At 49.6% G+C, this 23,130-nt stretch carries 23 protein-coding genes, 1 tRNA gene, 1 pseudogene and 1 riboswitch; of the genes and pseudogenes, 12 read left to right on the top strand and 13 right to left on the bottom strand.

All coding sequences use genetic code 11. The annotated features are described in order from the left end of the window. Positions 1-477: 477 nt before the first annotated feature. The 4 genes from Q0X97_RS03435 to Q0X97_RS03420 all read left to right on the top strand — a co-directional run bounded on the left by Q0X97_RS03435 (position 478) and on the right by Q0X97_RS03420 (position 2,822). Positions 478-864 (top strand): hypothetical protein, encoded by a 387-nt coding sequence (locus Q0X97_RS03435; RefSeq protein WP_302066080.1) that lies wholly within the window; start codon positions 478-480, stop codon positions 862-864. 96 nt (positions 865-960) lie between these two features. Next, positions 961-1,311, top strand: a complete 351-nt coding sequence (locus Q0X97_RS03430; protein WP_302066082.1) for a hypothetical protein — start codon at positions 961-963, stop codon at positions 1,309-1,311. Between the two features lie 38 nt (positions 1,312-1,349). Beyond that, on the top strand, positions 1,350-2,240 hold the full coding sequence (locus tag Q0X97_RS03425; protein WP_302066084.1) for a hypothetical protein: 891 nt from the start codon (positions 1,350-1,352) through the stop codon (positions 2,238-2,240). Positions 2,241-2,276: 36 nt separating this feature from the next. Beyond that, positions 2,277-2,822, top strand: coding sequence for a hypothetical protein (locus Q0X97_RS03420; RefSeq protein ID WP_302066086.1), 546 nt, complete (start codon positions 2,277-2,279; stop codon positions 2,820-2,822). A gap of 84 nt (positions 2,823-2,906) precedes the next feature. Here Q0X97_RS03420 and Q0X97_RS03415 read toward each other — a convergent pair whose 3' ends face one another. The 6 genes from Q0X97_RS03415 to Q0X97_RS03390 all read right to left on the bottom strand — a co-directional run bounded on the left by Q0X97_RS03415 (position 2,907) and on the right by Q0X97_RS03390 (position 7,774). Then, positions 2,907-3,398 carry a prolyl-tRNA synthetase associated domain-containing protein gene (locus Q0X97_RS03415; protein WP_302066088.1) on the bottom strand — a complete coding sequence of 164 codons (492 nt, stop codon included), beginning with the start codon at positions 3,396-3,398 and terminating at the stop codon, positions 2,907-2,909. A gap of 175 nt (positions 3,399-3,573) precedes the next feature. Further along, positions 3,574-4,587 (bottom strand): ketol-acid reductoisomerase, encoded by a 1,014-nt coding sequence (gene ilvC, locus Q0X97_RS03410; RefSeq protein WP_302066089.1) that lies wholly within the window; start codon positions 4,585-4,587, stop codon positions 3,574-3,576. 40 nt (positions 4,588-4,627) lie between these two features. After that, positions 4,628-4,933 carry a putative quinol monooxygenase gene (locus Q0X97_RS03405; protein ID WP_302066090.1) on the bottom strand — a complete coding sequence of 102 codons (306 nt, stop codon included), beginning with the start codon at positions 4,931-4,933 and terminating at the stop codon, positions 4,628-4,630. 73 nt (positions 4,934-5,006) lie between these two features. Next, positions 5,007-5,498, bottom strand: a complete 492-nt coding sequence (gene ilvN, locus Q0X97_RS03400) for an acetolactate synthase small subunit (protein ID WP_302066092.1) — start codon at positions 5,496-5,498, stop codon at positions 5,007-5,009. Then, complete coding sequence (gene ilvB / locus Q0X97_RS03395) at positions 5,498-7,276, bottom strand: biosynthetic-type acetolactate synthase large subunit (protein WP_302066094.1); 1,779 nt, start codon at positions 7,274-7,276, stop codon at positions 5,498-5,500. The genes ilvN and ilvB overlap by 1 nt, the downstream gene beginning before the upstream one ends. Before the next feature lie 422 nt (positions 7,277-7,698). After that, positions 7,699-7,774 (bottom strand) — tRNA-Arg (locus tag Q0X97_RS03390). 284 nt (positions 7,775-8,058) lie between these two features. Here Q0X97_RS03390 and Q0X97_RS03385 point away from each other — a divergent pair. The 3 genes and pseudogenes from Q0X97_RS03385 to Q0X97_RS03375 form a co-directional block, all read left to right on the top strand. Further along, positions 8,059-8,877 (top strand): annotated as a pseudogene (locus tag Q0X97_RS03385) (cytochrome c5 family protein); the annotation flags it as partial. After that, on the top strand, positions 8,854-9,240 hold the full coding sequence (locus Q0X97_RS03380) for a cytochrome c5 family protein (RefSeq protein ID WP_302066162.1): 387 nt from the start codon (positions 8,854-8,856) through the stop codon (positions 9,238-9,240). The pseudogene Q0X97_RS03385 and the gene Q0X97_RS03380, both read left to right, overlap by 24 nt. Positions 9,241-9,773: 533 nt before the next feature. Further along, on the top strand, positions 9,774-11,561 hold the full coding sequence (locus tag Q0X97_RS03375) for a 2-isopropylmalate synthase (RefSeq protein ID WP_302066096.1): 1,788 nt from the start codon (positions 9,774-9,776) through the stop codon (positions 11,559-11,561). 69 nt (positions 11,562-11,630) lie between these two features. Here Q0X97_RS03375 and gcvH read toward each other — a convergent pair whose 3' ends face one another. The 4 genes from gcvH to gcvT all read right to left on the bottom strand — a co-directional run bounded on the left by gcvH (position 11,631) and on the right by gcvT (position 14,068). Continuing rightward, positions 11,631-12,014, bottom strand: a complete 384-nt coding sequence (gene gcvH, locus Q0X97_RS03370; protein WP_302066098.1) for a glycine cleavage system protein GcvH — start codon at positions 12,012-12,014, stop codon at positions 11,631-11,633. Positions 12,015-12,125: 111 nt separating this feature from the next. Continuing rightward, on the bottom strand, positions 12,126-12,251 hold the full coding sequence (locus Q0X97_RS03365) for a hypothetical protein (RefSeq protein WP_004282815.1): 126 nt from the start codon (positions 12,249-12,251) through the stop codon (positions 12,126-12,128). A gap of 224 nt (positions 12,252-12,475) precedes the next feature. Further along, complete coding sequence (locus tag Q0X97_RS03360; RefSeq protein ID WP_302066104.1) at positions 12,476-12,859, bottom strand: hypothetical protein; 384 nt, start codon at positions 12,857-12,859, stop codon at positions 12,476-12,478. Between the two features lie 108 nt (positions 12,860-12,967). Beyond that, positions 12,968-14,068 carry a glycine cleavage system aminomethyltransferase GcvT gene (gcvT, locus tag Q0X97_RS03355; RefSeq protein ID WP_302066105.1) on the bottom strand — a complete coding sequence of 367 codons (1,101 nt, stop codon included), beginning with the start codon at positions 14,066-14,068 and terminating at the stop codon, positions 12,968-12,970. A 176-nt stretch (positions 14,069-14,244) separates the two neighbouring features. After that, a riboswitch (glycine riboswitch) is annotated at positions 14,245-14,342 on the bottom strand. Positions 14,343-14,517: 175 nt separating this feature from the next. Here gcvT and grxB point away from each other — a divergent pair. Continuing rightward, positions 14,518-15,165 carry a glutaredoxin 2 gene (gene grxB, locus Q0X97_RS03350; protein WP_302066163.1) on the top strand — a complete coding sequence of 216 codons (648 nt, stop codon included), beginning with the start codon at positions 14,518-14,520 and terminating at the stop codon, positions 15,163-15,165. Between the two features lie 106 nt (positions 15,166-15,271). On the opposite strand, the gene Q0X97_RS03345 is transcribed toward grxB, so the two are convergent. Beyond that, on the bottom strand, positions 15,272-15,523 hold the full coding sequence (locus tag Q0X97_RS03345) for a hypothetical protein (RefSeq protein WP_302066106.1): 252 nt from the start codon (positions 15,521-15,523) through the stop codon (positions 15,272-15,274). A gap of 290 nt (positions 15,524-15,813) precedes the next feature. Next, a complete protein-coding gene (locus Q0X97_RS03340) occupies positions 15,814-17,577 on the bottom strand; it encodes an L-lactate permease (protein WP_302066107.1) in 1,764 nt (587 codons plus the stop codon). Positions 17,578-17,988: 411 nt separating this feature from the next. On the opposite strand from Q0X97_RS03340, the gene Q0X97_RS03335 reads away from it, so the two are divergent. Further along, complete coding sequence (locus tag Q0X97_RS03335; RefSeq protein ID WP_302066108.1) at positions 17,989-18,771, top strand: FadR/GntR family transcriptional regulator; 783 nt, start codon at positions 17,989-17,991, stop codon at positions 18,769-18,771. Between the two features lie 82 nt (positions 18,772-18,853). On the opposite strand, the gene metF is transcribed toward Q0X97_RS03335, so the two are convergent. After that, positions 18,854-19,693 (bottom strand): methylenetetrahydrofolate reductase [NAD(P)H], encoded by an 840-nt coding sequence (gene metF / locus Q0X97_RS03330; RefSeq protein WP_302066111.1) that lies wholly within the window; start codon positions 19,691-19,693, stop codon positions 18,854-18,856. Between the two features lie 347 nt (positions 19,694-20,040). On the opposite strand from metF, the gene dapC reads away from it, so the two are divergent. Genes dapC through Q0X97_RS03315 form a run of 3 tightly spaced genes read left to right on the top strand, consistent with a single transcriptional unit; the run spans position 20,041 to position 23,066 of the window. Then, a complete protein-coding gene (dapC, locus tag Q0X97_RS03325; RefSeq protein ID WP_302066113.1) occupies positions 20,041-21,228 on the top strand; it encodes a succinyldiaminopimelate transaminase in 1,188 nt (395 codons plus the stop codon). Between the two features lie 44 nt (positions 21,229-21,272). Then, the gene (locus tag Q0X97_RS03320) at positions 21,273-21,821 is read left to right on the top strand and encodes a DNA-3-methyladenine glycosylase I (RefSeq protein WP_302066116.1); all 549 of its coding nucleotides are present in this window, start codon (positions 21,273-21,275) and stop codon (positions 21,819-21,821) included. Positions 21,822-21,866: 45 nt separating this feature from the next. Continuing rightward, positions 21,867-23,066 carry an MFS transporter gene (locus Q0X97_RS03315; RefSeq protein WP_302066118.1) on the top strand — a complete coding sequence of 400 codons (1,200 nt, stop codon included), beginning with the start codon at positions 21,867-21,869 and terminating at the stop codon, positions 23,064-23,066. Positions 23,067-23,130: the final 64 nt, after the last annotated feature.

Here is a 23,130-nt window from a genome sequence, read left to right as displayed (position 1 = left end):
TGGCCTTTTTTTATATTTTTTCGTCTTATAATAGAAAAGGAAAATTAAATAATGTAAAAATTTGTTTAACATTTAATGTTTTTTAAAAATTATTCCTTAAAATACTGTAAAACGTAATATTTCGTTATTAAATTACAAGTCAATGTGCATGAGGCCTAATGAAGAATGTTCATGTGTTATGCATATAAAATTCATATAATAAAATTCTTACATCATATATTGATAACTAGAATTAATATTGTTCATGTTATGGAAATTTTTTTAGGCTGTTTTATAATTCACTCAAGAAATCAATTGAACACATTGAATTAAATGACACTTTTTTAGGTGTTGTTGTGATTTGGTGTGGTTTGGTTAGTTTCTTAAATGTCGGGAGTCTTACAATCTCCTTTGTAACTGACCGTTTAAACATGCTAAATAAATCGTTTAGCATAAATGGTCTGCTTATGAAACCTGTCTATTAAAGGAATATATATCATGAAGAATAAATTTGTTTCTGCTGTTGTCGTATTGGCTGGCTTGGGTCTGAGCGCTTCTGCTTTCGCTGCAGGTTCATTCGCACAAGCTGCATTTATCAATGATCAAGCACATTTGACTATTAAAGAAGGTGTTTATAATATCCAAGGTATTAACGTTGTAGATGCTGATGCGAAAAGCGTTGACAATGTGCAACAAGGGGTAGTGGGTAAAACTCTAAATCTGCAATTGCAAGATGCTGCTTTTTCCGTTCAAGGTGCAAACGTAGCAAATGTTGCTGCTAAAAACAGCAAAGTTGAGCAAGAGGCTTTTTTTGATCGCGTAAACCTGCATGTAAAAGGTGGTAATTCTAACACTCAAGGTGTTAACGTAATCACTCTGCAATAAAACACTTGTATGAGGTGATATGAGTCGGCAGCAGCGTTTATGGCTGTCTGCCGACTTGGTACATTGAAGTTTGCTAAAAAGGGAAGGAAGAATGAAATGACTAAAAAATCAAATTGGTTGCTATGCGCATTGTTGATTGGCGGAACTTCTTTACCTGCCTTGGCAGAACATCCAGGCGTTCCCCAAATTCCTATCTCCAGAAGCCCGACCACTCCGGCTATGATGATTTATGCGGCTCGGGTACGTCCCCAAGAAACCAAAACCGATGGCTATCATGTTACTGATTCTACCGGTAGATCTTTTTACGTGGACAATATTGTCAAACCCAGATGTGCATTCTATGCCAACCATGTGGACACTACGAATGTTCCTGAACACAAAGCAAATAAGATAAAAATTATAAGCAAGGCTTACATTGGAAAAGTTGATATTCAAGGCTGCCATTAGCTGGTTAAGGTAAGCGACTTGATAAGAAATGAGGAACTATGAAGCTTTCTTTTTTGAAAATGTTCAGTTTGGCTTTACTGACTGCCGGTTGTTCTTCGCAATCGATAGATTTTGTTTCTACTCGAGCAACTCCAAGCTATACGCAATCTTCTTTAGATAAATCTTTGGATTGTGCGGGTAAATTACTGAGCGAGTTTTCGCCGAAAACTCCTCGGGTGTCGCTATTTATTATTTCCGGTATTACGGACGGCACCGTACGGCCGCAAGCATTGAGCAGCCCTTTGGCTGATTCGGGCGCATTTCATTTGAGAACACGTATTCACGCATTGTTTCCTTCAACATTGGCAAAAATTGTTAAAGAAGAGCCGATTATCTTCCGAGCGGTGAACGGGCCGATAGGGATCAATGCGTTCGGTTTGGTTAATACCGATTATCTGAAAGCGTACCAGCAAGGGAATTTGGCTTCGATGAATTTCGGACGCACCCATGCGGGGCTTCCTCCTGCTTCTTATTTGCAACTGATACCGATTGAAGGTGCTTTTACCCGCAATGATCATGAAGATTTTTTCAGTAGAGGACGAGGAGCGAATGCTTCACAAAGCAAAGCACGCGTGAACGGTAATCTGGATTACGGAGTTAGCAATTCATCGAAAATCATCAGTTTTGCCGTGAATGTAACCGATCCTTCCACCAATACCATCGCTTATGCCACTTCTTTTGATTTAAAATATTCCGCAACTCGAAAAGAGTTTAGTTTGCAACTTTCCGGTACGGAACCCGGAATAGGGTATTCTTTCTCTTCGGGGCAAATCGAAAGCGTGCAAAGTGCACAGCAGGTATTATTGGATGCTGCCAGTTTGTGGGTGGCTGATTTGGCTTATCCGGAATTGCAATTGCAGAAAAAATGCTACCGCAGTCAAATTTCCTAACCCGTCCTTGAAATTGGCATAGGAAAGGATTTTTCGATGATTTTCGGTTTTATCAATTTCCAAAAGCGCCGTTGTTTGGGCATCTGTTTATCGGTAGCCGCCTTGACCGCTTGTGCACACATAGACGAACAGCCTGCTGCGGCAGCCGTTGAGCTCGGCAAGCAGGAGGCTGCCAGACAATTCGGAAAGGAGCCTAAAGTTACGCCGTCTTCCGCCCGCCCTGAACGGCATCATTCCGTTAGAAAAATGTCGCATCAGGCCAAGCAGATAGCTTCCGAATCCGGCCGCGGCGGCCATCCTGCAAGGGCGGTCAGCTCGGTAACGCCGGTTGTCAGCTCGGAAAAAGTGGCTGCATCAGTGCGGCAGTATGAAACCAAAGTTCGTCAGAACCCTCCCGTTAAAGATGTGGAAGAGCTTGATGAAACGGAGCGCGACGAATTGCTGAAAAAAACGCTGCCGATGATAGGCCAATACGGTAATCTCGACTCCACTGGCTTGGGTACGCATCCGCGGGTAGAGGGGGAAGTTTACCAATCCAACAGGCCGTTGATTTACCATATAGAATATATGGAAGAAGAATAGCCTGTACCAAGCTGGGTTGCTATCGGCAGATGCTGTTTAAAGGTAAAGAGGCCGTCTGAAAACACTGTTTCAGACGGCCTCTTTTTATAAATCGATGATTTGATAGTCGTAGGAAAGGTGCTTTAAGAATCGATACATGTCTTCCATTTTGATAAACACAGTATTGGTGTTTTCATTTCCATGAAACGTTATCCATTCCTGAGATAGTATTTCTTTGTCGAGATACACTTTAATGTCATGATCTTTATTGTTCAACAGGCCGAATAACGATACCACGCCCGGTTCGAGCCCCATTTTTTCTTTTAGCCGTTCGGCCGAGCCAAAACTCAACCTGTTTGCTTGCAGTAAGTCCGTCAGCTTGTCCATATCCAAACGCTTGGCATCATCTGTAACCACTAAATAAAAGGCCGTTTTCTTGCGATTGGTTAAAAATAAAGTTTTGGTTCGAACCCCTTCTTTGCCTTCGATAAAGCGGTCGGCTTCTTCGGTTGTTAAGGCCGGCGGATGTTGTACGACATCATAATCAATGCCCATTTCTTTGAGCGATTTGAAAACATGATCAGATAAAGCATCCATAAATCCTCCTCATATATTTTTTTCTGTGCCCGTTTAACCTTTACACGTTCGGGCCGATATAAAAAAACAACCGGATAATGTTACGGCATACCGCGATACAACAGCACAAACCGAGCTGTATAAAGCAACCCCGTAAACATTATCCGGCTATTTTTTAGCAGAGATTTCTTACTAATCAGTTTTTATCCAGATCAACCAATTTGTTTTTGGAAATCCACGGCATCATGCTGCGCAATTGTGCGCCGACTTTTTCGATTTGATGATCGGCATTCAAGCGGCGGCGGGCGGTCATGCTGGCGTAGTTGGTTGCGCCTTCTTGAATAAACATTTTTGCATATTCGCCCGACTGAATACGGTATAAGGCTTTTTTCATGGCCTCTTTGGTTGCAGGGGTAATCACTTCGGGGCCGGTAACGTATTCGCCGTATTCGGCGTTGTTGGAAATTGAGTAGTTCATGTTGGCGATACCGCCTTCGTACATCAAATCCACAATCAGTTTCAATTCGTGCAGGCACTCGAAGTAAGCCATTTCGGGAGCATAGCCGGCTTCTACCAATGTTTCAAAACCGCATTTCACCAGTTCAACTGCACCGCCGCACAATACGGCTTGCTCGCCGAACAGGTCGGTTTCGGTTTCTTCGCGGAAGTTGGTTTCAATCACACCGCCTTTGGTGCCGCCGTTGGCTGCCGCGTAAGACAGGGCAATATCGCGGGCTTTGCTGGATTGATTTTGATAAACGGCAATCAGAGTAGGCACACCGCCGCCTTTCAAATATTCACTGCGCACGGTGTGGCCGGGGCCTTTGGGAGCAACCATAATCACGTCTAAGTCAGCACGCGGCACGATTTGGTTGTAGTGGACGTTGAAACCGTGGGCAAACGCCAAAACCGCGCCTTCTTTCAAGTTCGGTTCGATTTCGTTTTTATACACAACCGGCTGGTTTTCATCCGGCAGCAGAATCATTACCACATCGGCGGCTTTGGTGGCATCGGCAACGCTGCGTACGTCATGGCCGGCTGCTTCGGCTTTCTTCCATGATCCTCCCCGACGCAAACCAATCACTACTTTTACGCCGGAATCTTTCAGGTTGGCGGCGTGAGCATGACCTTGGGAACCGTAGCCGATGATGGCTACGGTTTTGCCTTTGATTAAGGATAGGTCGGCATCTTTATCGTAAAAAACTTGCATATTGTTTCCTTTGTCGAATAAATGTTTGAATTAAAGGCTTTTATTGGCTTGAATTGTCGGAGATGTCGTGCATTTGTATGATTTCCAAGCTCTCGGTTTTGCCTTCGATGGCTTTAAGAAAGTCTTGGAAATGTACGGTGGCGGCATGCGCATCAACCGCGGCTTGCGATCGCCAGATTTCGAAAAATACCACGCGGTCCGGATTTTCAATATCTTGATGAAGGTCATAGCGTAAATTGCCTGCTTCTTGCCGGCTGGCCAATACTAATCGTTGGAATACGTCGAACAATTCTTGGCTGTATTCCGGTTTGATAACAATGGCGGCGACAATTTTCACGGGTTGCATAATCATGCTCCTATTTGTTTTTCAGACGGCCTGTTGCGTTTTGCATATGTTGCAGGCCGTCTGAAAGGTCCAATCAGATTTTCAGTATACGTTCCCCCCGACCGATGCCCGCCGCACCGGTGCGCACGGTTTCAAGAATTTGGGCCCTGCCTACGGTTTCCAAGAAGGAATCCAGTTTTTCGGAGGAGCCGGTAACTTCGATGGTGTAGCTTTTATCGGTAACGTCGACAATGTGGCCGCGGTAGATTTCGGTCAGGCGCAGAAATTCGTCGCGGTCCTTGCCGATTGCGCGCACTTTTACCAGCATCAATTCACGTTCGACAAACCGGCTTTCATTCAGATCCACCACTTTTACGACCTCAACCAGTTTGTTGAGCTGCTTGGTAATTTGTTCCAGCACGGTGTCGTCGCCATGGGTAACAATCGTCATACGGGAAAGTGTTTTGTCTTCGGTGGCGGCAACGGCCAGTGAGTCGATATTATAAGCGCGTGCCGAAAAGAGACCGACAACGCGGCTCATTGCGCCCGATTCGTTTTCCATCAAGATAGATAATATGTGTCGCATTATGGCACGCTCCTTATATCGTAATCACGGTCTTTGACATCATTTACGTCGGAATCCATCGGTGTTTCGCGCATGTGCGGCGGCAGCACCATTTCATCCAGACCTTTGCCGTTGCCCACCATCGGGAATACGTTTTGCTTTTTGTCGGTGATGAAGTTCAAAAATACCAAACGGTCTTTTTGCTTGACGGCTTCACGTAACGCGCCTTCTACGTCGGATTTTTTGTCAACACGGATGCCGATATGCCCGTAGGCTTCGGTCAATTTCACAAAATCGGGCAGCGAATCAAAATAAGTTTCCGATTCGCGGTTGCTGTAATACAGCTCCTGCCATTGCCGCACCATGCCCAAATAGCCGTTATTCAGGGTAACGATGTTAATCGGCAGTTTGTATTGGAAACAGGTGGAAAGCTCTTGGATATTCATTTGAATCGAGCCTTCGCCGGTAATGCAAAACACATCTTGGTCGGGTGCGGCAAGTTTGGCACCTATCGCATACGGCAAACCCACGCCCATCGTGCCGAGGCCGCCTGAATTCAGCCATTGGCGCGGCCGCTCGAACGGATAATATTGGGCGGCGAACATTTGGTGCTGGCCCACGTCTGAAGTAATGATGGCAGAATTGTTGGTAACTTCGGCAAGTTTTTTAACGACGTATTGCGGTTTGATGAGTTCGTCTTCACATTCAAACCACAGGCAGTTTCTGCCGCGCCAAGTTTCCAGAGTTTCCCACCACTTTTCCAATGCAGCCGGATTCAGCAACAATTCCTGCTTTTTCCACAGGCAAATCATTTCCGAAAGCACTTTTTTCACATCGCCGACAATCGGCACGTCCACTTTTACGCGCTTGGCAATGCTTGAAGGGTCTACATCTACATGAATGATTTTTTTAGGTTTGTCGAGGAATTTGGACGGCACGGAAATAACGCGGTCGTCAAAACGGGCTCCGACGGCCAACACCACGTCGGCATTTTGCATGGCTAAATTGGCTTCGTAAGTGCCGTGCATGCCCAGCATGCCGAGATATTGGCGGTCGCTTGACGGGTAGGCTCCCAAGCCCATTAATGTGCCTGTGCATGGCATGCCTGTTAAACGCACCAAATCAACCAATTCTTGATGGGCGTTGCCCAGCACCACGCCGCCGCCGAAATACACCAAAGGGCGTTTGGCAGAGGCCAGTATCTGTATGGCTTTTTTAATTTGTCCAGTATGGCCTTGCGTAACAGGCTGGTAGGAACGGATGAAGATGTCTTCCTGCGGATAGCTGAACTTCGCCATCGCCTGCGTAACATCTTTCGGAACGTCTACCACTACCGGCCCGGGGCGGCCGCTGGCAGCGATTTGAAACGCCTTTTTAATGGTGGGAGCCAGTTCGTTGACATTGGTTACAAGGAAATTGTGTTTCACACAGGGGCGGGTAATGCCCACCGTGTCGACTTCCTGAAAGGCATCGGTGCCGATAGCAGGCGTACCGACCTGACCGGTGATGATGACCATCGGAATGGAATCCGAATATGCCGTAGCGATGCCGGTAACCGCATTGGTTGCACCCGGGCCGGATGTAACCAATGCCACGCCCACTTTGCCGCTGGTGCGTGAATAAGCGTCGGCAGCATGTACGGCTGCTTGCTCGTGTCGTACTAGAATGTGTTTTAATTTATTGAATTGGAAAAGCGCGTCGTAAATTTCCAGAACTGCGCCGCCCGGATAGCCGAAAACATATTCCACGCCCTCGGCCTTAAGACTTTGCACGAGTATTTGTGCTCCTGATAATTGCATGTCAGCCTCTATTTCTGCGTGTAAACCAATAGGAGCAACCGGCCTCGCCACAGCACCTGTAATGCAATTCCTGCAAGCAACGGTTTAGGGTACGCGCATTACAGGAAAACGGCGACAACCAAGCAACCCAATCAATTAGATTCAGACGCTTTATAGTTTATTAAAGTGAAGAAATTGCAAGATAACCTAAACACACTATGTCGGGCAAGACAAAAACTTTCATCTGTTAACATAAAAAATTCATAAAGCCCTTACTTGTTGATTTTTATCAAAATAAAAATTTACTACGGTAAACTACAATGCTTTTCGATATGATTAAGGCCGTCTGAAAATATATTTTCAGACGGCCTTAAAAAAAGATGCCGCATGCTGGTGTTACTTTATCAACCTAAAGTTGCGTGCGGCCGGATTGGAATTATTTGTGGCGCACCCAACAGGGATCGAACCTGTGACCTCCAGCTTCGGAAACTGACGCTCTTCCAACTGAGCTATGGGTGCGAAAAGATGTAAGATTAGCGTAAAATCGCAAAATTGGCAAAACATTTGCAGCATGCACACAATCCAAATTGGTTATATGAATAATACAGGGCTTTTCAGACGGCCTTTGGCCCGACAAATAAAACCGGCAAACTTTTTTAGAAAAAGCCCAATCAGAAAGATTGGAAAGACACCGTGAATTCAGTATAATCCAGCAAATTATTGTTAATTGAAATTAACAAATCCAGACAAATGACAACTTAAATTTTTCGTCACAACCTACCAAAAACGGCGAGGCCAACCACATGAATCAACTGAACAACAATAAAGCCCAAGGCTCTGCATTAACCACCCTTTTGGGCGGCATCGTTATCTTGCTTGCAGTATTGTTTTTTCTGGTGAAGCTAGCAACCAGCGGCTATTACAGCGACGTAGAAGAAAGTACCCAATCTGCCACTGAAACACGAATCACGCCAGTAGGCAAAGTTACCCAAGGCGACGGCGTTGCCGTGGGGCAGCGCACGGGCGACAAAATCTTTGAAAAAATATGTATCCAGTGCCACGCAGCCGACAGCAACGTACCCAACGCACCTAAAATTACCAATAACAGCGATTGGGCTCCCCGTATCGCCCAAGGTTTCGAGGCAATGTTCAACAAAGCATTGAACGGCTTCAATGCCATGCCGGCCAAAGGCGGGGCAGCCGATTTGACCGACGACGAATTGAAACGCGCCATTGCCCATATGGTAAACCAGTCCGGCGGTAAATTCGAAGTGCCTGCCGTAGGAGATGCTGCGGCCGCTCCTGCTGCCGACAAAACGGCTGCATCGGAAAGCAGCCCGGCAGTATCTGCACCTGCGATAGACGGCCAAAAAGTATTCGAAAGCGCATGTATGGCCTGCCATAACGCAAACTCAGCCATTCCTAATGTGCCGCGAATTACCAACAACGGCGATTGGGCTCCCCGCATCAAGCAAGGCAAAGAAACCTTGTTTAAACATGCCATTGAAGGCTTTACCGGTAAAGAAGGCGGTGTTATGCCTCCTAAAGGCGGTAATCCGAGCCTGAGCGATGACGAAGTTAAAGCAGCCGTTATTTATATGGTGAACCAATCGGGCGGTAAACTCGAAGAGTCTGCCGGAGGCGGAGCAGCGGCGGCTGCACCTTCTGCTGCTAAAAAAGCGACTAAATCCGAAAGCAGTCCGGCGGTATCTGAGGCAGAAGGTAAAAAAATATTCGAAAGCATATGTATGGTTTGCCATAATGCCAATTCGGTAATTCCTAATGTTCCGAAAATTACTAACAATGCCGATTGGGCTCCCCGCATTAAACAAGGTAAAGAAACGCTGTTTAAGCATGCTATCGAAGGCTTTACCGGCAAACAGGGCGGTGTTATGCCTCCGAAAGGCGGTAATTCGAGCTTGAGCGATGACGAAGTTAAAGCAGCCGTTACTTACATGGTGAACCAATCAGGCGGAAAAATTTGATTTTTCATCCATGCCGCAATAAATAAAGCACACCTTTTCGGTGTGCTTTATTTTTATGTGCGCCCGACTAAATGCCTCAGTTTGTGTTTGGATCTGATTGCCAACGTGATGATTGACGTGAGAGGGCGCCATAGAGATATTCATCGGAAATGGTGCCGGCAATTGGAGTTTTTTATCGTTATAACAAATCGGCAGAACCCGAAGTTGCGTAAGCGGCTTTATAAGTTCCCTGTCAAAAAGATCAACCGGAAATTTTGCAAAATCGTTATTTGAATACCGTTTCTGCATTGTGTGCCGTGTCCACTGCCTTGTTATCGGTATGAAATATTGATGGCTTTTTCCGCTGCCGCATATCGGGTCGTATTCATATCTTTATGAGGCCGTCTGAAAACAATTTAGACAAAATGTAGATAAAAATTTGAACTTTAAAGATTGATTGAAGGAATTGAATTAATTGTTGTCGTTTTGTCTGATTTGCGTATAATCAGGCTCATCCGAATCACTATCTGAATAAAATTGGACAAAGGTATATCATGCAATTAGACATTGACCGCTTAATCGCTTATTTCGGCGGCGTTAATGCGCTTGCCGAAGCGTTGAAACAGCACGATCCCGAACATGCGGCGAGTACGGCGGCCATTTATAAGTGGCGCACGCGCGGGTCGTTGCCACTCAATCAATTGCAGAAACTGACGGCATTGGCCGAAGCACAAGGCAGGCCGTTGGATTTGAACGCTTTTTTACAACAACAAATATCTCTGGAGAAACAGACCATGCCGCAAAACAACCGCGTGATTATTTTCGACACCACCTTGAGGGACGGCGAGCAATCGCCCGGTGCCGCCATGACGAAAGAGGAGAAAATCCGCATTGCCCGCCAATTGGAGAAATTGGGCGTAGATGTTATTGAAGCAGGCTTTGCCGCAGCCAGCCCCGGTGATTTCGATGCGGTAAACAGCATTGCCAAAGCATTGACGACAGCCACCGTGTGCTCGTTGGCACGTGCTACCGAGCGCGATATCCGTGCTGCGGGCGAAGCAGTGAAACCGGCAGCTAACCGCCGCATTCACACCTTTATCGCCACCAGTCCGCTGCATATGGAATACAAGCTGAAAATGAAGCCCAAACAAGTGTTGGAAGCGGCCGTAAAAGCAGTGAAGCTGGCGAAAGAATATACCGATGATGTGGAGTTTTCGTGCGAAGATGCGCTGCGTTCCGACGTGAATTTCCTAGCCGAGGTGTGCGGTGCTGTAATTGAAGCGGGGGCAACCACGATTAATATTCCCGATACCGTCGGTTATTCCGTGCCGCACCGCACCGAAGTGTTTTTCCGTGAACTGATCGCCAAAACGCAAGGCAGCGACAAGGTAACGTGGTCGGCGCATTGCCATAACGATTTGGGTTTGGCCGTAGCCAACTCTTTGGCTGCCGTGTCGGGCGGCGCGCGGCAGGTGGAATGCACCATCAACGGTTTGGGCGAGCGCGCGGGCAATGCCAGTTTGGAAGAAGTGGTGATGGCATTAAAAACCCGTCATGACGTATTCGGGTTGGAAACCGGTATCGACACAACGCAGATCGTGCCCACGTCCAAATTGGTTTCAACCGTTACCGGCTATCCCGTGCAGCCGAATAAGGCCATTGTGGGCGCAAATGCTTTTGCGCATGAATCGGGCATCCACCAAGACGGCGTGTTGAAACATCGCGAAACTTACGAAATCATGTCGGCCGAATCGGTGGGTTGGGCGGCCAACCGCCTGACCTTGGGCAAACTTTCCGGCCGCAATGCGTTCAAAACCAAACTATTGGATTTAGGCATCGATTTGGGCAGCGAAGAAGCATTGAACGCCGCTTTTGCCCGCTTTAAAGAACTGGCCGACAAAAAACGCGAGATTTTCGATGAAGACCTGCATGCGCTGGTGTCGGACGAAATGGTTAATCTCTCGCACGACCATTACAAATTCATATCGCAAAAAATCACCACCGAAACCGGCGAGCAGCCCGTTGCCGAAGTGGTATTCAGCGTAAGCGGCACCGAACACAGAGCCAGCGCCACCGGCTCCGGCCCCGTGGACGCGATTTTCAAAGCGATTGAAAGCGTAGCCAACAGCGGCGCGAGCTTGCAGATTTATTCCGTGAACGCCGTTACCGAAGGCACCGAAAGTCAGGGCGAAACTTCCGTGCGGTTGGCCCGCGGCGGGCGCGTGGTAAACGGGCAGGGCGCAGACACCGATGTGTTGGTGGCCACCGCCAAAGCCTATCTTTCGGCCTTGAGCAAGCTCGAATTCGGCGCAGAGAAAATCAAAGCGCAAGGCGATATTTGATTAACCGAACCCGATTGGAAGAGGCCGTCTGAAAGCAAAGTTTTCAGACGGCCTCTTTTCCATGATGGGTTAGCCGATTTCCGCAGCGTATTGTTCCGCAGTCAGCAAACCGTCCAAATCAGCAGCGTTGGCCGGTTTGATTTTGAAGAACCAGCCTGCGCCGTAAGGCTCGCTGTTGGCTGTTTCGGGCGCATCCACCAAAGCATCGTTCACCGCCAAGATTTCGCCGGCAATCGGCGCGTACACATCGGAAGCCGCTTTCACCGATTCCACCACGCCGGCCTGCTCTTCCGCAGCCAGATTCGCACCCACTTCGGGCAGCTCTACAAATACGATGTCGCCCAACAATTCTTGCGCGTGATGGGTAATGCCCACGGTTACGCTGCCGTCGGCTTCCAAACGCAGCCATTCGTGGCTGGACACATATTTCAATTCAGCGGGGATATTGCTCATGGTTTGTTCTCCATAGGTTTCAAAATTAACACTGCCGTTACCGTCAATGAACACATTTTTAATACAAGGCAGCAAGCCGCAGCAACGCCGTGTAAAAGTTAAGTTGATTGACTATTTCTCGCATTGCTTGGTGGTTTCATTATAGCTGCCGCCTTGATCCAAGCAAGCATCTTTCGCATCGCAGCCGGTTAAAGCCAGCGACGACAAAACAGCAGCCAAAAATAATATCTTACGCATCGTGTGAATCCTCTTGTGTTCGGCCTTATAGTCAGCCTGCCTGAAAATACCGCTTTATCTTTTTCAGACGGCCTCTTGGTTTAAAGGCCGTCTGAAAGTTTGGTATGTTAAAACAACACTTGCTTGCACCGAGTAGGGTGTGCGGCCTAAGCCGCGCACGCGGTTTCAACCATTCCCAGCCAACGCGTGCGTGCCGGTGGCATACAACCTACTGACTTACTGCTTTACTCTTGTTCTTGTTTTTTATACGAACTAGGGTCATGTCTTTGATTGTAATCATGAGTGAACGCTTCTGTTATACCCAATAATCTAGATCTTTTTGGTTCAGTTAATTTAACGCTAATATTGTAATATGGATATTCACCCTTTATCTCAGGATGCAAAGTAGCAGCCACTTGCACATCTGATTCTGATACATAACGCCCTCCCCATCGCTCAATTAAATGCTTTAATGGTCTAGGCATGTGGTTCTTGTTGATTGTTTTGGTTTTAGTTTGTGCATCAAACCATTCATAAGCAATACGAATACAATCATCATGCTCATGAAGTATTTCACTAGTATATTTAGTCTTTTTTTTAGCTTCCGCAATCTGTTCATGAGTTAACATTTACTTCCCTTTCGATCAATAAGTTGGAACTAAAAACTAATATGAAGAGGTTAGATTACAAGCTGCAACCCAACCTAGATATTTATATCCACATTTTCAAACCAGCATTCAATCAAACTGCTTCTGCCCATTCCGTACAAACGGCAGTTTCAACACGCGCACGTCCACTTCTTTGCCGCGAATCACCACTTTGGCCGCGTCGCCTTCAAAGGCTTTGGGCACGCGGGCGATGGCGATGGATTGTTTCAGGCTGGGGGAAAACACGCCGCTGGTGGTGATGCCTTTGCCTTGTTCGGTAACGACTTCCATGCCTTCGCGCAATACGCCGCCTTTGGCCAACAGCAGGCCGACTTGTTTCACGTCCACGCCTTTTTCTTTGAGGGCGACGAGGGCGGTTTTGCCGATGAAGTCGCGGTTTTCGTCTTTCAAATCCACCGTCCAGCCCATGCCGGCTTGCAGGGGGCTGGTTTCGTCGTTCATGTCGTGGCCGTAGAGGTTCATGCCGGCTTCCATGCGCAGGGTGTCGCGTGCTCCGAGGCCGCAGGGTTGTACGCCGGCTTCGCGCAGGGAGGTGAAGAAGGTGGTGGCTTCGGTGCCGGGCAGAATCACTTCTACGCCGTCTTCGCCGGTGTAGCCTGTGCGGGCGACAAACCAGTCGTTGCCTAAATCTGCGCCTTGGAAGGGCTTGAGCGCGTTGACGGTTTCGGCCCATTCGGGTTTGACGGCGAGCAGTTTTTCAATGGCTTTGGGGCCTTGCACGGCGAGCATGGCGAGGTCGTAGCGGGGGGTGATTTCGATGCCGAACGCTTCGCCGACTTTGGCAAATTGTGCCAAGTCTTTTTCGCGGGTGGCGGCGTTGGATACGATGCGGTATTGGGTTTCGGCTTCGTTGGTGCGGTAAACGATCAGGTCGTCCATCACGCCGCCGTTGTCGTTGAGCATGGCGGAATAGAGGGCTTTGCCGACGAACGAAAGTTTGGCTACGTCGTTGGCGAGCAGTTTTTGCAGCCATGGTTTGGCTTGGCTGCCTTTGATGTCGGAAACGAGCATGTGGGATACGTCGAACATGCCTGCGTCGGTGCGCACGGCTTCGTGTTCTTGGATTTGCGAGCCGTAGTTGACGGGCAGCTCCCAGCCGGCAAAATCGACAAGTTTGCCGCCTGCGTTTTTATGGGCTTGGTTGAACGGGGTGGTTTTGAGGGTAGTCATTGCTCTGGTTCTCCATAGGTTAAGGGCTGCGATGCTTTTCACGCGCCCCTATCTGTCCTTGAACCTGAGATTTTCGGCAACAGGCCGTCTGAATCGAATGCCTGTGTGTTCGCCCGAATGTTTTCAGACGGCCTTCTCCCCTTCGGTGGGCGCAGCCGCGCCGCTCTCCAGATGATTTGACGAATGCAGTCCTTTTACCTGAGCGATTTAAGGGTGTCTGCGCCTTCGGTGGCTTGCCGTGTAATACGGTGTAGCGCTCTCCTGCATCGGGTTTGATTATGGCGGGAATCGGCTGTTGGGGCAAGCGGTAGTTCGGCTTGTTCGCCGGCACGGTTGGCCTACGGTATTTGCACAATACCGCAGGCCGTCTGAAAAAGTTGTTTCAGACGGCCTGCGGTGCTAAGGTTCGGTCATATCTTTATTTGGAAACGATGATTCGGAGAGCCATGATGAAACTCTATACTTACGACCATTGCCCTTTCTGCATACGTGCGCGCATGATTTTCGGTTTGCGCGGCATACCGTTTGAAGAGGTGGTTTTGTTGAACGACGACGAAGATACGCCCATCGGCATGATAGGTGCCAAACAGGTGCCGATTCTGCAAAAGCCCGACGGTTCGCATATGGGGGAAAGTTTGGATATTGTGCGCTTTGTCGACGGGCTGGCAGGGAAAGGCCGTCTGAAAGAAGAAATCCGCCCCGAAATACAGGCTTGGTTGGATAAGGTGGACGAATACGCCAATAAGCTGATCCAACCGCGCGATGTGCTTATCGGCCTGCCGGAATTTGCCACGCAAGCGGCGATTGATTATTTCGTCCGCAAAAAAGAGCAGAATATCGGTAATTTTGAAACCAATCTGCTCGACACCCGCCGATATCTTGATGGGCTGCATGCGGATTTAGCCGTGCTCGAGCCGTTGGTTAAACGGGCCGACGGTTTAAACGGCGAATGGAGCATGGAAGATATTTTGGTGTTTCCCATTCTGCGCAATCTGACCATTGTGCGCGGCTTGCAACTGCCGCCGAACGTACAGGCTTATGTGGCCGAAATGAGCAAAATAACCAACGTGCCGCTTTATACGGACAAAGCGGTTTAAGGCATCAATGATGCACGGAGGCCGTCTGAAAACAACTTTTCAGACGGCCTCCGCCGATAGAAAAACGGCTGCCAGAGCGGGGCAGCCGTTTTTCTCCGCAACCTGATTACTTGGTAGGAGCGGGAGCTGCGGGAGCAGCAGGAGCAGCTGCGCCGGCATCGGCAGCCGGACGCTCAAAACCTTTATCTTTCATGCAAGCATCGAAAGCAGCACGGTCTTGAGTGCCAACAACTTGCTGGCATTCTTGCATGGCTTGTTCAACAGTCAGATTGGCTTCGGGAGCTTTTTCAGTTTTACTGCTTGAACAAGCAGACAACATCAGACCGGCAAAAGCAGCAGCGATTAATACTTTTTTCATGAAATAAATCCTTTCTTCAATTGATTGACGGAGATCCGGCGAACCGGACAACCGTAACCGGCATTAAAGCCGAACAGATGCAGGTTAAGCTGCATTGTGTAGTGAGAGTAATCTCGTTTTATTTAGTTTCTAAAATTTCGCAAGATAATGCCAAAATTGATGTTTTAAATAGAATTTATGTTAATTTAAACCCATTAAGCATAATTGCTATGGCATATCGTTGCTTCGTTAGTCGAAAAAAACGCCCGCTTGTCGGAAGCGGGCGTTTTGAAATTTGCAACAAACGGCGGTTACTGTTTTTTGCCGGTTAGCGACATAACCGTAAAGAACAGCAGCGGCAATGCGACGGCGGCAACCCACCAGCCTATGCTGCCGGTAATCAGCGCCTGCCCGATCAAGCCGGCCTGCAATACATAGTAGCCCATCGGAATCAGCGTTTGGCGGATTACTTCGCCTTCGCGGTTCAACAAGCCCACGACTGCGGCCGCGGCCACCACGTTGTGTACCGAAATCATATTACCGGCTGCCCCGCCGATCGCCTGCAAAGCCACCACCACGGAAGACAGATCGGTATTCAGCCCGATTTGCTGCGCGGTAGAGAATTGGAAGTAAGAGAACATCATGTTGCTGATGGTGTTTGAGCCTGCAATAAACGCCCCCAGCGCGCCGATCCACGGAGAAATGTTTGGCCACACGCTGCTGAACCAATACGCCGCACTCTGAGCCAACACCATCGGCATGGCCGGCAAAGCATCGGCGGCGGTTGTATCGCCGGATTGCGAGTTGATGAACACTTGTACCATCGGCACGGCCAAAAACAGTGCGGGAGCCGCGGCAATCAGCGTTTTACCGGCATCGCCCCAACCGCGCTGGAAGCGTTTGATGTCCATCTTAAAGATGTAGATACACATAATCGCCACCATAATCAGAATCGTGCCGGGAGAATAACCGAATTGCACTTTGCTGGTAATCGAGGTGCCGAATAAATTGGCCAGTTTGATGGTGGTCAGATCGCCGGTGAGAAACGCTTTCAATTCAGGAATCACACGGGTCAGGATCAACAGGAAGATAACGATGAAGTACGGTGAAAACGCACGAAATACCGAGAAAGACGGCGTATCGTCATCATCATGGCGTTTGCCGTCGATGGTACCTACCCAGCGGCTTTCCCAACGTTCCTGCGGCGGGAAATCGAATGTTTCTTTAGGCACGAACCAACCGCGTTTGGCCGCAGGCACCACCAGCAGCAGGCCGATGAAGCCGCCCACCAGAGAAGGGAATTCCGGCCCCATATAGCGGGCAACCAGATAATAAGGCACAGTAAAAGCAACGCCGGCGAACAGTGCGAATTTCCATGCTTTCAAGCCTTCGGCAAACGAGCGTTTTTCACCGTAGAAGCGGGTTAGCATGCCACACAGAATCAGCGGAATCAAAAAGCCCACCAAAGCATGCAGCAACCCTACGTTGCCGGTAATCTGCAACAGGTATTGTTCTACGGTTTGAGGGGCAACGGCGGTGGTAATGTCGTCTTTATTGCTGATACCCGACCATACGCCCACCAACAGCGGCGTGCCGACGGCACCGAACGATACCGGAGCCGATTGGATAATCAGAATCGCCATTACCGAAGCCATCGCAGGGAAGCCTAATGCCAGCAGCAACGGCGCACCGACAGCCGAAGGCGTGCCGAAACCAGAAGAGCCTTCTACCAGCGAGCCGAACAGCCATGCCACAATAATCATCTGCACGCGGCGGTCGGGCGAGATACCCATAAAGCCTTCGCGGATAGAATGAATCGCCCCGCTTTCTTTGAGCGTGTTCAGCATCAGAATCGCGCCGAACACGATATAGAGAATAGTTAAAGCGATTACCACGCCGTTAAACGTGGCGGCGGCAACCACATTGAAGGAAGCGTTCCAAACAAACAAAGACAGCAGTGCGGTAACCACATAAGCCGCAGCCATTGAGATTTTGGCCGACAACCGGAATACCACCAACAGCAAAAACACGGTGATAATCGGTGCCAAAGCCAATAACGTATTAAGAATACTCATAATCCTCTCCGAGATGAAGTGTCGTTATTGTTTCAGTGAATTTGTTATTTCCCGGCTGATTTTGCAGGGAAAGAAATTGGCAAATTGGTATAACCAATTTTTCAAAGCGCTTTTTACTTTACGAAAAGTTACATTGACGGTCAATAGCCTGAAAACGGCAAATAAACGGCAAAACGTGCCCGTTTTGTCAGATTTTGCCATATGAAAATTTAATATTATGATTTTTATAATAAAAAAATGTTTATATATTATTGTAAAGATGAAAAATAAAATGCCTGTTTTCGCGTAAAAAGCATAAAAAAGTAGTGTGATGTAGTTTTCTAAAGCATTTTATAATGCAACCTTAGATATAAATTGGTAAACTCTTTATACCAAAATCAATCTCTTTTTCAGACGGCCTGCGATACTTTTATGAATGCCAATATTTTGATCAAACCTCAAAAACTCAGCGAGCAAATCCTCAATATTTTGGAAGAGCGCATCGTGTCGGGAGAGTATCCCGTCAGCAGCAGGCTTCCGCCAGAGCGCAAATTGGCGGAAGAGTTCGGCGTGTCCCGACCTTCCGTGCGTGCGGCGTTGAAAATGCTGGTGGCGCGTAACATGCTCGAAGCCCGGCAGGGCGACGGGTATTATGTTTCCACCAAGTCGCAGCAGGATTTTCTGCACGATTGGCAAAACCTGCTCGGCAGCCATCCCGATTGGGAAGCCGATGTTTTCGATTTCTGCCGCAGTATGGAAGGCTGCATGGCGGCGCTTGCCGCCGAACGCCGTATCGACGCGGACTTGAAACGGATCGAATTCTGGCTGGAAAAATTCGAGCAGGCGTATCGGGATAAAAACCGCGAGCATCAGGCCGAAGCCGATTTCAGCTTCCATCAGGCCATCGCCCAAGCTGCGCACAACATCTTGTTTACCCATTTGTCGGGCAGCCTGCTCAATATGCTTTACCGCTCCACCCGCAGCCACATCATGCACACTGCCCAAATCGACGATCCGTGTCCCACCCTTATCAAACAGCACCGCGCCCTTTACGAGGCGATTAAAAACAAACAGCCGCACGAAGCGGCGCGGGTTGCCGAGGGGCATTTGAGTTATGTGGCGGACAGCTTGAAGCAAGACCGCAAATACCAAACCTTGAGCGAATACGCCGACACTTTGGCGCAAAACGACCGGCAACGTGCGGGCAAATGGTAAGGCCGTCTGAAAACTTTTAAGCGGTTTTCAGACGGCCTTTAAATCGCTTCTGTTTGCAAACTCGGCTGCAAACCCAATCCAATCAATAACCTAACCGTTGGCAAATCGTCGATACCAAACCCGCTTGGTTCAACGTGTAAAAATGCAGGCTGGGCGCACCTTCACGCAGCAGGCGTTCGCACATTTCCGTAACCACGTCCAAAGCCAACGCTTTAATGGCAGCGGTGTCGTCGGCATAAGATTGCAGTTTCAAACGCAGCCAGCGCGGAATTTCCGCTCCGCAAGTATCGGAGAAGCGCGCCAGTTTGGAAAAGCTGGCAATCGGCATGATGCCCGGCACGATGGGAATATCCACGCCGCGGCCGGTTACGTCGTCGACAAAGCGGAAATAAGCGTCGGCATTGTAAAAATATTGCGTGATTGCCGAGTCCGCCCCCGCTTTGACTTTGCGGACAAAATTATTGATATCGTCTTCCGCGCTGCGTGCCTGCGGATGATATTCGGGGTAGGCGGCCACTTCGATATGGAAATCGTCGCCGAACTCGTTTTTAATCAGAGAAACCAGCTCGTTGGCGTAACGTAGCCCTTCGCTGCCCACGCCGACACCCGACGGAATATCGCCGCGCAAAGCAACAATATGGCGAACGCCGATTTTTTTATATTCGTTCAATAAATCAACGATTTCTTCGTGGTGCATGCCCACGCACGGCAGATGCGGCGCGGCGGGCACGCCTTCGCTCAAGATATCCCGAATGGCCTGCATCGTGCCTTGTTTGGTCGAACCGCCCGCACCGGACGTGCAGGAAAAAAATTCAGGATTGAACTGGCTGAGCTGCTTGCGCGTTACCACTTGTTTGGCGCGGCCTTCGGGCGTGCGGGTGGGGAAAAATTCAAAACTGAGTTTCTTTTGGCTTGAGATCATGATTCGCGGCCTTCTTTATTTTTCAACTGCTGCTAGGTTATGGGCTTAAGCCATTGAAATCAACATAAAAAAGAGATTTTTTTGTGAAAAATATTTGTTTTTGTATGAATTATATTTTTGCAGCTTGATTTTTTTCACAAAATTCAATCATAGATTGCGGCCGCCTGCCAAAACGGTACGGAAAATCGGGCTTATCGTTCCCGACCGGCCGGCTTTTTTGCGGAGAAACGGCAGCCCCTGTGCATAACTGCGGTTTTTTATGCAGGAAAAACACCGAATTAGCTCCCCAAAACCATACTGAATAATGTTAAGATAACCCGCTCCGAACCAGCTTTCCCGTGCCAATCATGAACCCTTTATTAAACCGCCTCCAACCTTACCCCTTTGCCCGCCTGCGCGAAGCCATGCAGGGCATCGAACCGCCGCAAGGCATGAAACCCGTGCCGCTGCACATCGGCGAACCGAAACACGCTACGCCCAAAGTGATTACCGACGCGCTTACCGCTTCTTTGGGCGAGTTGGAAAAATACCCGCTCTCCGCCGGATTGCCCGAACTGCGCCGAGCCTGCGCGGATTGGGCAAAGCGCCGCTACAACGGCTTGGTGCTGAACCCCGATACCGAAATCCTGCCCGTGCTCGGCAGCCGCGAAGCCTTGTTTTCTTTTACCCAAGTGGTGTTGGAGCCCGTTTCAGACGGCCTCAAACCGATAGTGGTCAGCCCGAATCCTTTTTATCAGATTTACGAGGGCGCGGCATTGCTCGGCGGCGGCGAAATCTATTTTGCCAACTGTAATGCCCCCGACTTCATGCCGGATTGGGCGCAAGTGCCCGAACACATCTGGCGGCGTACCCGACTTGTATTCGTATGCTCGCCCAACAATCCCAGCGGCAGCGTGATGCAGCTTGACGATTGGAAAGAGCTTTTTGCCTTGCAGGACAAATACGGCTTTGTGATTGCCTCCGACGAATGCTATTCGGAAATTTATTTCGGCGACGACAAACCCATCGGCGGTTTGCAGGCCGCCGCACAACTGGGGCGCAGCAACAAGGGCTTGGTGATGTTCACCAGCCTTTCCAAACGCTCCAACGTGCCCGGCCTACGTTCCGGCTTCGTGGCCGGAGATGCCGAATTGCTCAAAGCCTTTCTGCTTTACCGTACCTATCACGGCAGCGCAATGGGCGTGCCGATACAGCGTGCCAGCATTGCGGCTTGGAACGACGAAGAACACGTTAACGACAACCGCCGACTGTATCAGGAAAAGTTTGAAAAAGTGGTGCCGATATTGCAGCAAAAATTCGATGTCGGCATGCCGGATGCTTCGTTTTACATCTGGCTGAAAGTGCCGGACGGCGATGATTTGGCGTTCGCACGGAAATTATGGCGCGAAGCGGCGATTCAGGTGCTGCCCGGGCGTTTTCTGGCGCGCGATACCGAGCGCGGCAACCCCGGCACAGGCTACGTGCGGATTGCGCTGGTGGCTGATGTGGAAGAGTGCGTGCGTGCGGCGGAAACCATCGCCGCTTTGTGCCGTTAGTCGGCAGCGGTTGAATGAAGAAGAGATGAAGAGGCCGTCTGAAAATGAGTTATTGCGATTTTGCCAATGCCTTGCCGCACGGCACGGACAACCCGAACAAACACTATCACGACCATGCCTATGGCTTTCCCATCGACGACGACAACGCATTGTTTGAACGGCTGGTGTTGGAAATCAACCAGGCCGGTTTGAGCTGGACGCTGATGCTGAAAAAGCAGCAGGCTTTTCAGACGGCCTATTCGGGTTTCGATATCGCCGCCGTTGCCGCCTATTCCGAGGCCGACCGCGAACGTTTGCTGAACGATGCGGGCATTATCCGCAACCGTTTGAAAATCAATGCCGCCATTTACAACGCCGGGCAGATTTTGGCATTGCAGCGCGAATACGGTTCTTTTAAAAACTGGCTCGACCGCCACCATCCGCGAAGCCTGCCCGAATGGACGAAACTGTTTAAAAAGCATTTCAAATTTGTCGGCGGCGAGATTGTGAACGAATTTTTGATGAGCACGGGCTATCTCAAAGGGGCGCATGCGGAAAATTGTCCGGTTTATGCGGAAGTATTGCGGCACAAACCGAAATGGGCGGAAGGATAACCGAATCGGCCGAAATGCCGTCTTAAACCGATTAAAGCAGATTTCATGAATACCGACGCTCCGTCTTATGCCGAACCCAACCTTTTGTTGATGCTCGCCGTTACGCTGGTTGGCGTGTTTGCATTTATCCAAGTGTATTCCGTGCAGGCCGTTCTGCCGGTGTTGATACGGGAGTTGCACGCAACCGAAGTGCAGGCGGGTTTGGCGGTGGGCGCGACAGTGCTCGGCGTGGCGTTGATGTCGCCGTTTATGGGTATGCTTTCCGACGCGGCCGGCCGCAAAATCTTTATTGTCGGCTCGCTGTTGTTTCTCGGCGTGCCGACGGCTTTGCTGGCCACGTCGCAAACCATCGAGCAGATGATGTTTTACCGCTTTTTGCAGGGCATCGCCGTGCCGGGGATTACGGTGGTACTGATTGCTTACATCGGCGAGGAGTTTATCGGCACGGCATTGGCGCGGCTGATGTCGCTGTATGTGGCGGGTACGGTGTTGGGCGGCTTTTCGGGGCGGTTTCTGCTCGGCCACCTCAGCGAAATGATGGGTTGGCGCGCAGCATTTTACGTGATGGCAGTGCTGAGTTTGGCCGGTGCGTTTTTTGTGCGGAAGCAGTTGCCGAAGTCGAAACGGTTTGTGCCGAAACCCGATTTTCAGACGGCCTTGAACACTCTGGGCGGCCATCTGCGCAACCGTTACGTGTTGACAGCCTGCGCGCTCGGGGCTTGTGTGCTGTGTTCGCTGGTCGGCTGCTTTACCTACATCAACCTGCATTTGGCCGAAGCACCTTACCGCCTCGACAGCGGCAGCTTGGCCAATATTTTCACCGTGTATTTAATCGGTATGGTGATTACGCCTTTATCGGCCAAACTGATTAACCGTTTCGGCAGCGCGCGCACGGTTATGGCGGCGGTGGTGGTTTCCATGACCGGCGTGCTGGCTACGTCGGCTGAACCGCTGGCGGGGATTGTCGTCGCTCTGGTGCTGATGTCGTCGGGCGTGTTCGTTACGCAGGCAGCTACCATCAGCTATATCGCCGTCAACGTAAAAGAAGGGCGGTCGCTGGCTTCGGGCCTGTATTACATGGCTTACTACGGCGGCGGCACCTTCGGCGCGTGGCTGTGCGGGCTGGCATACCAACAAAGCGGCTGGCACGGCGTGGTGTGGGTGTTGCTGGGCGTGCAAGCGCTGGCTTTGCTGATTGCAGGCAAAGGCATGGTAAAAACCAAGATGGCGAAGAAGGCCGTCTGAAAACAACCGCACACTTTACCTTGAGAATTTAAACACCCTAGAATGCCGCAATTTTGAATATCCG

Source organism: Neisseria sp. MVDL19-042950 (genome assembly GCF_030504625.1).
Taxonomy (GTDB): domain Bacteria; phylum Pseudomonadota; class Gammaproteobacteria; order Burkholderiales; family Neisseriaceae; genus Neisseria.
This window is presented reverse-complemented; position numbering and strand designations above follow the sequence as displayed.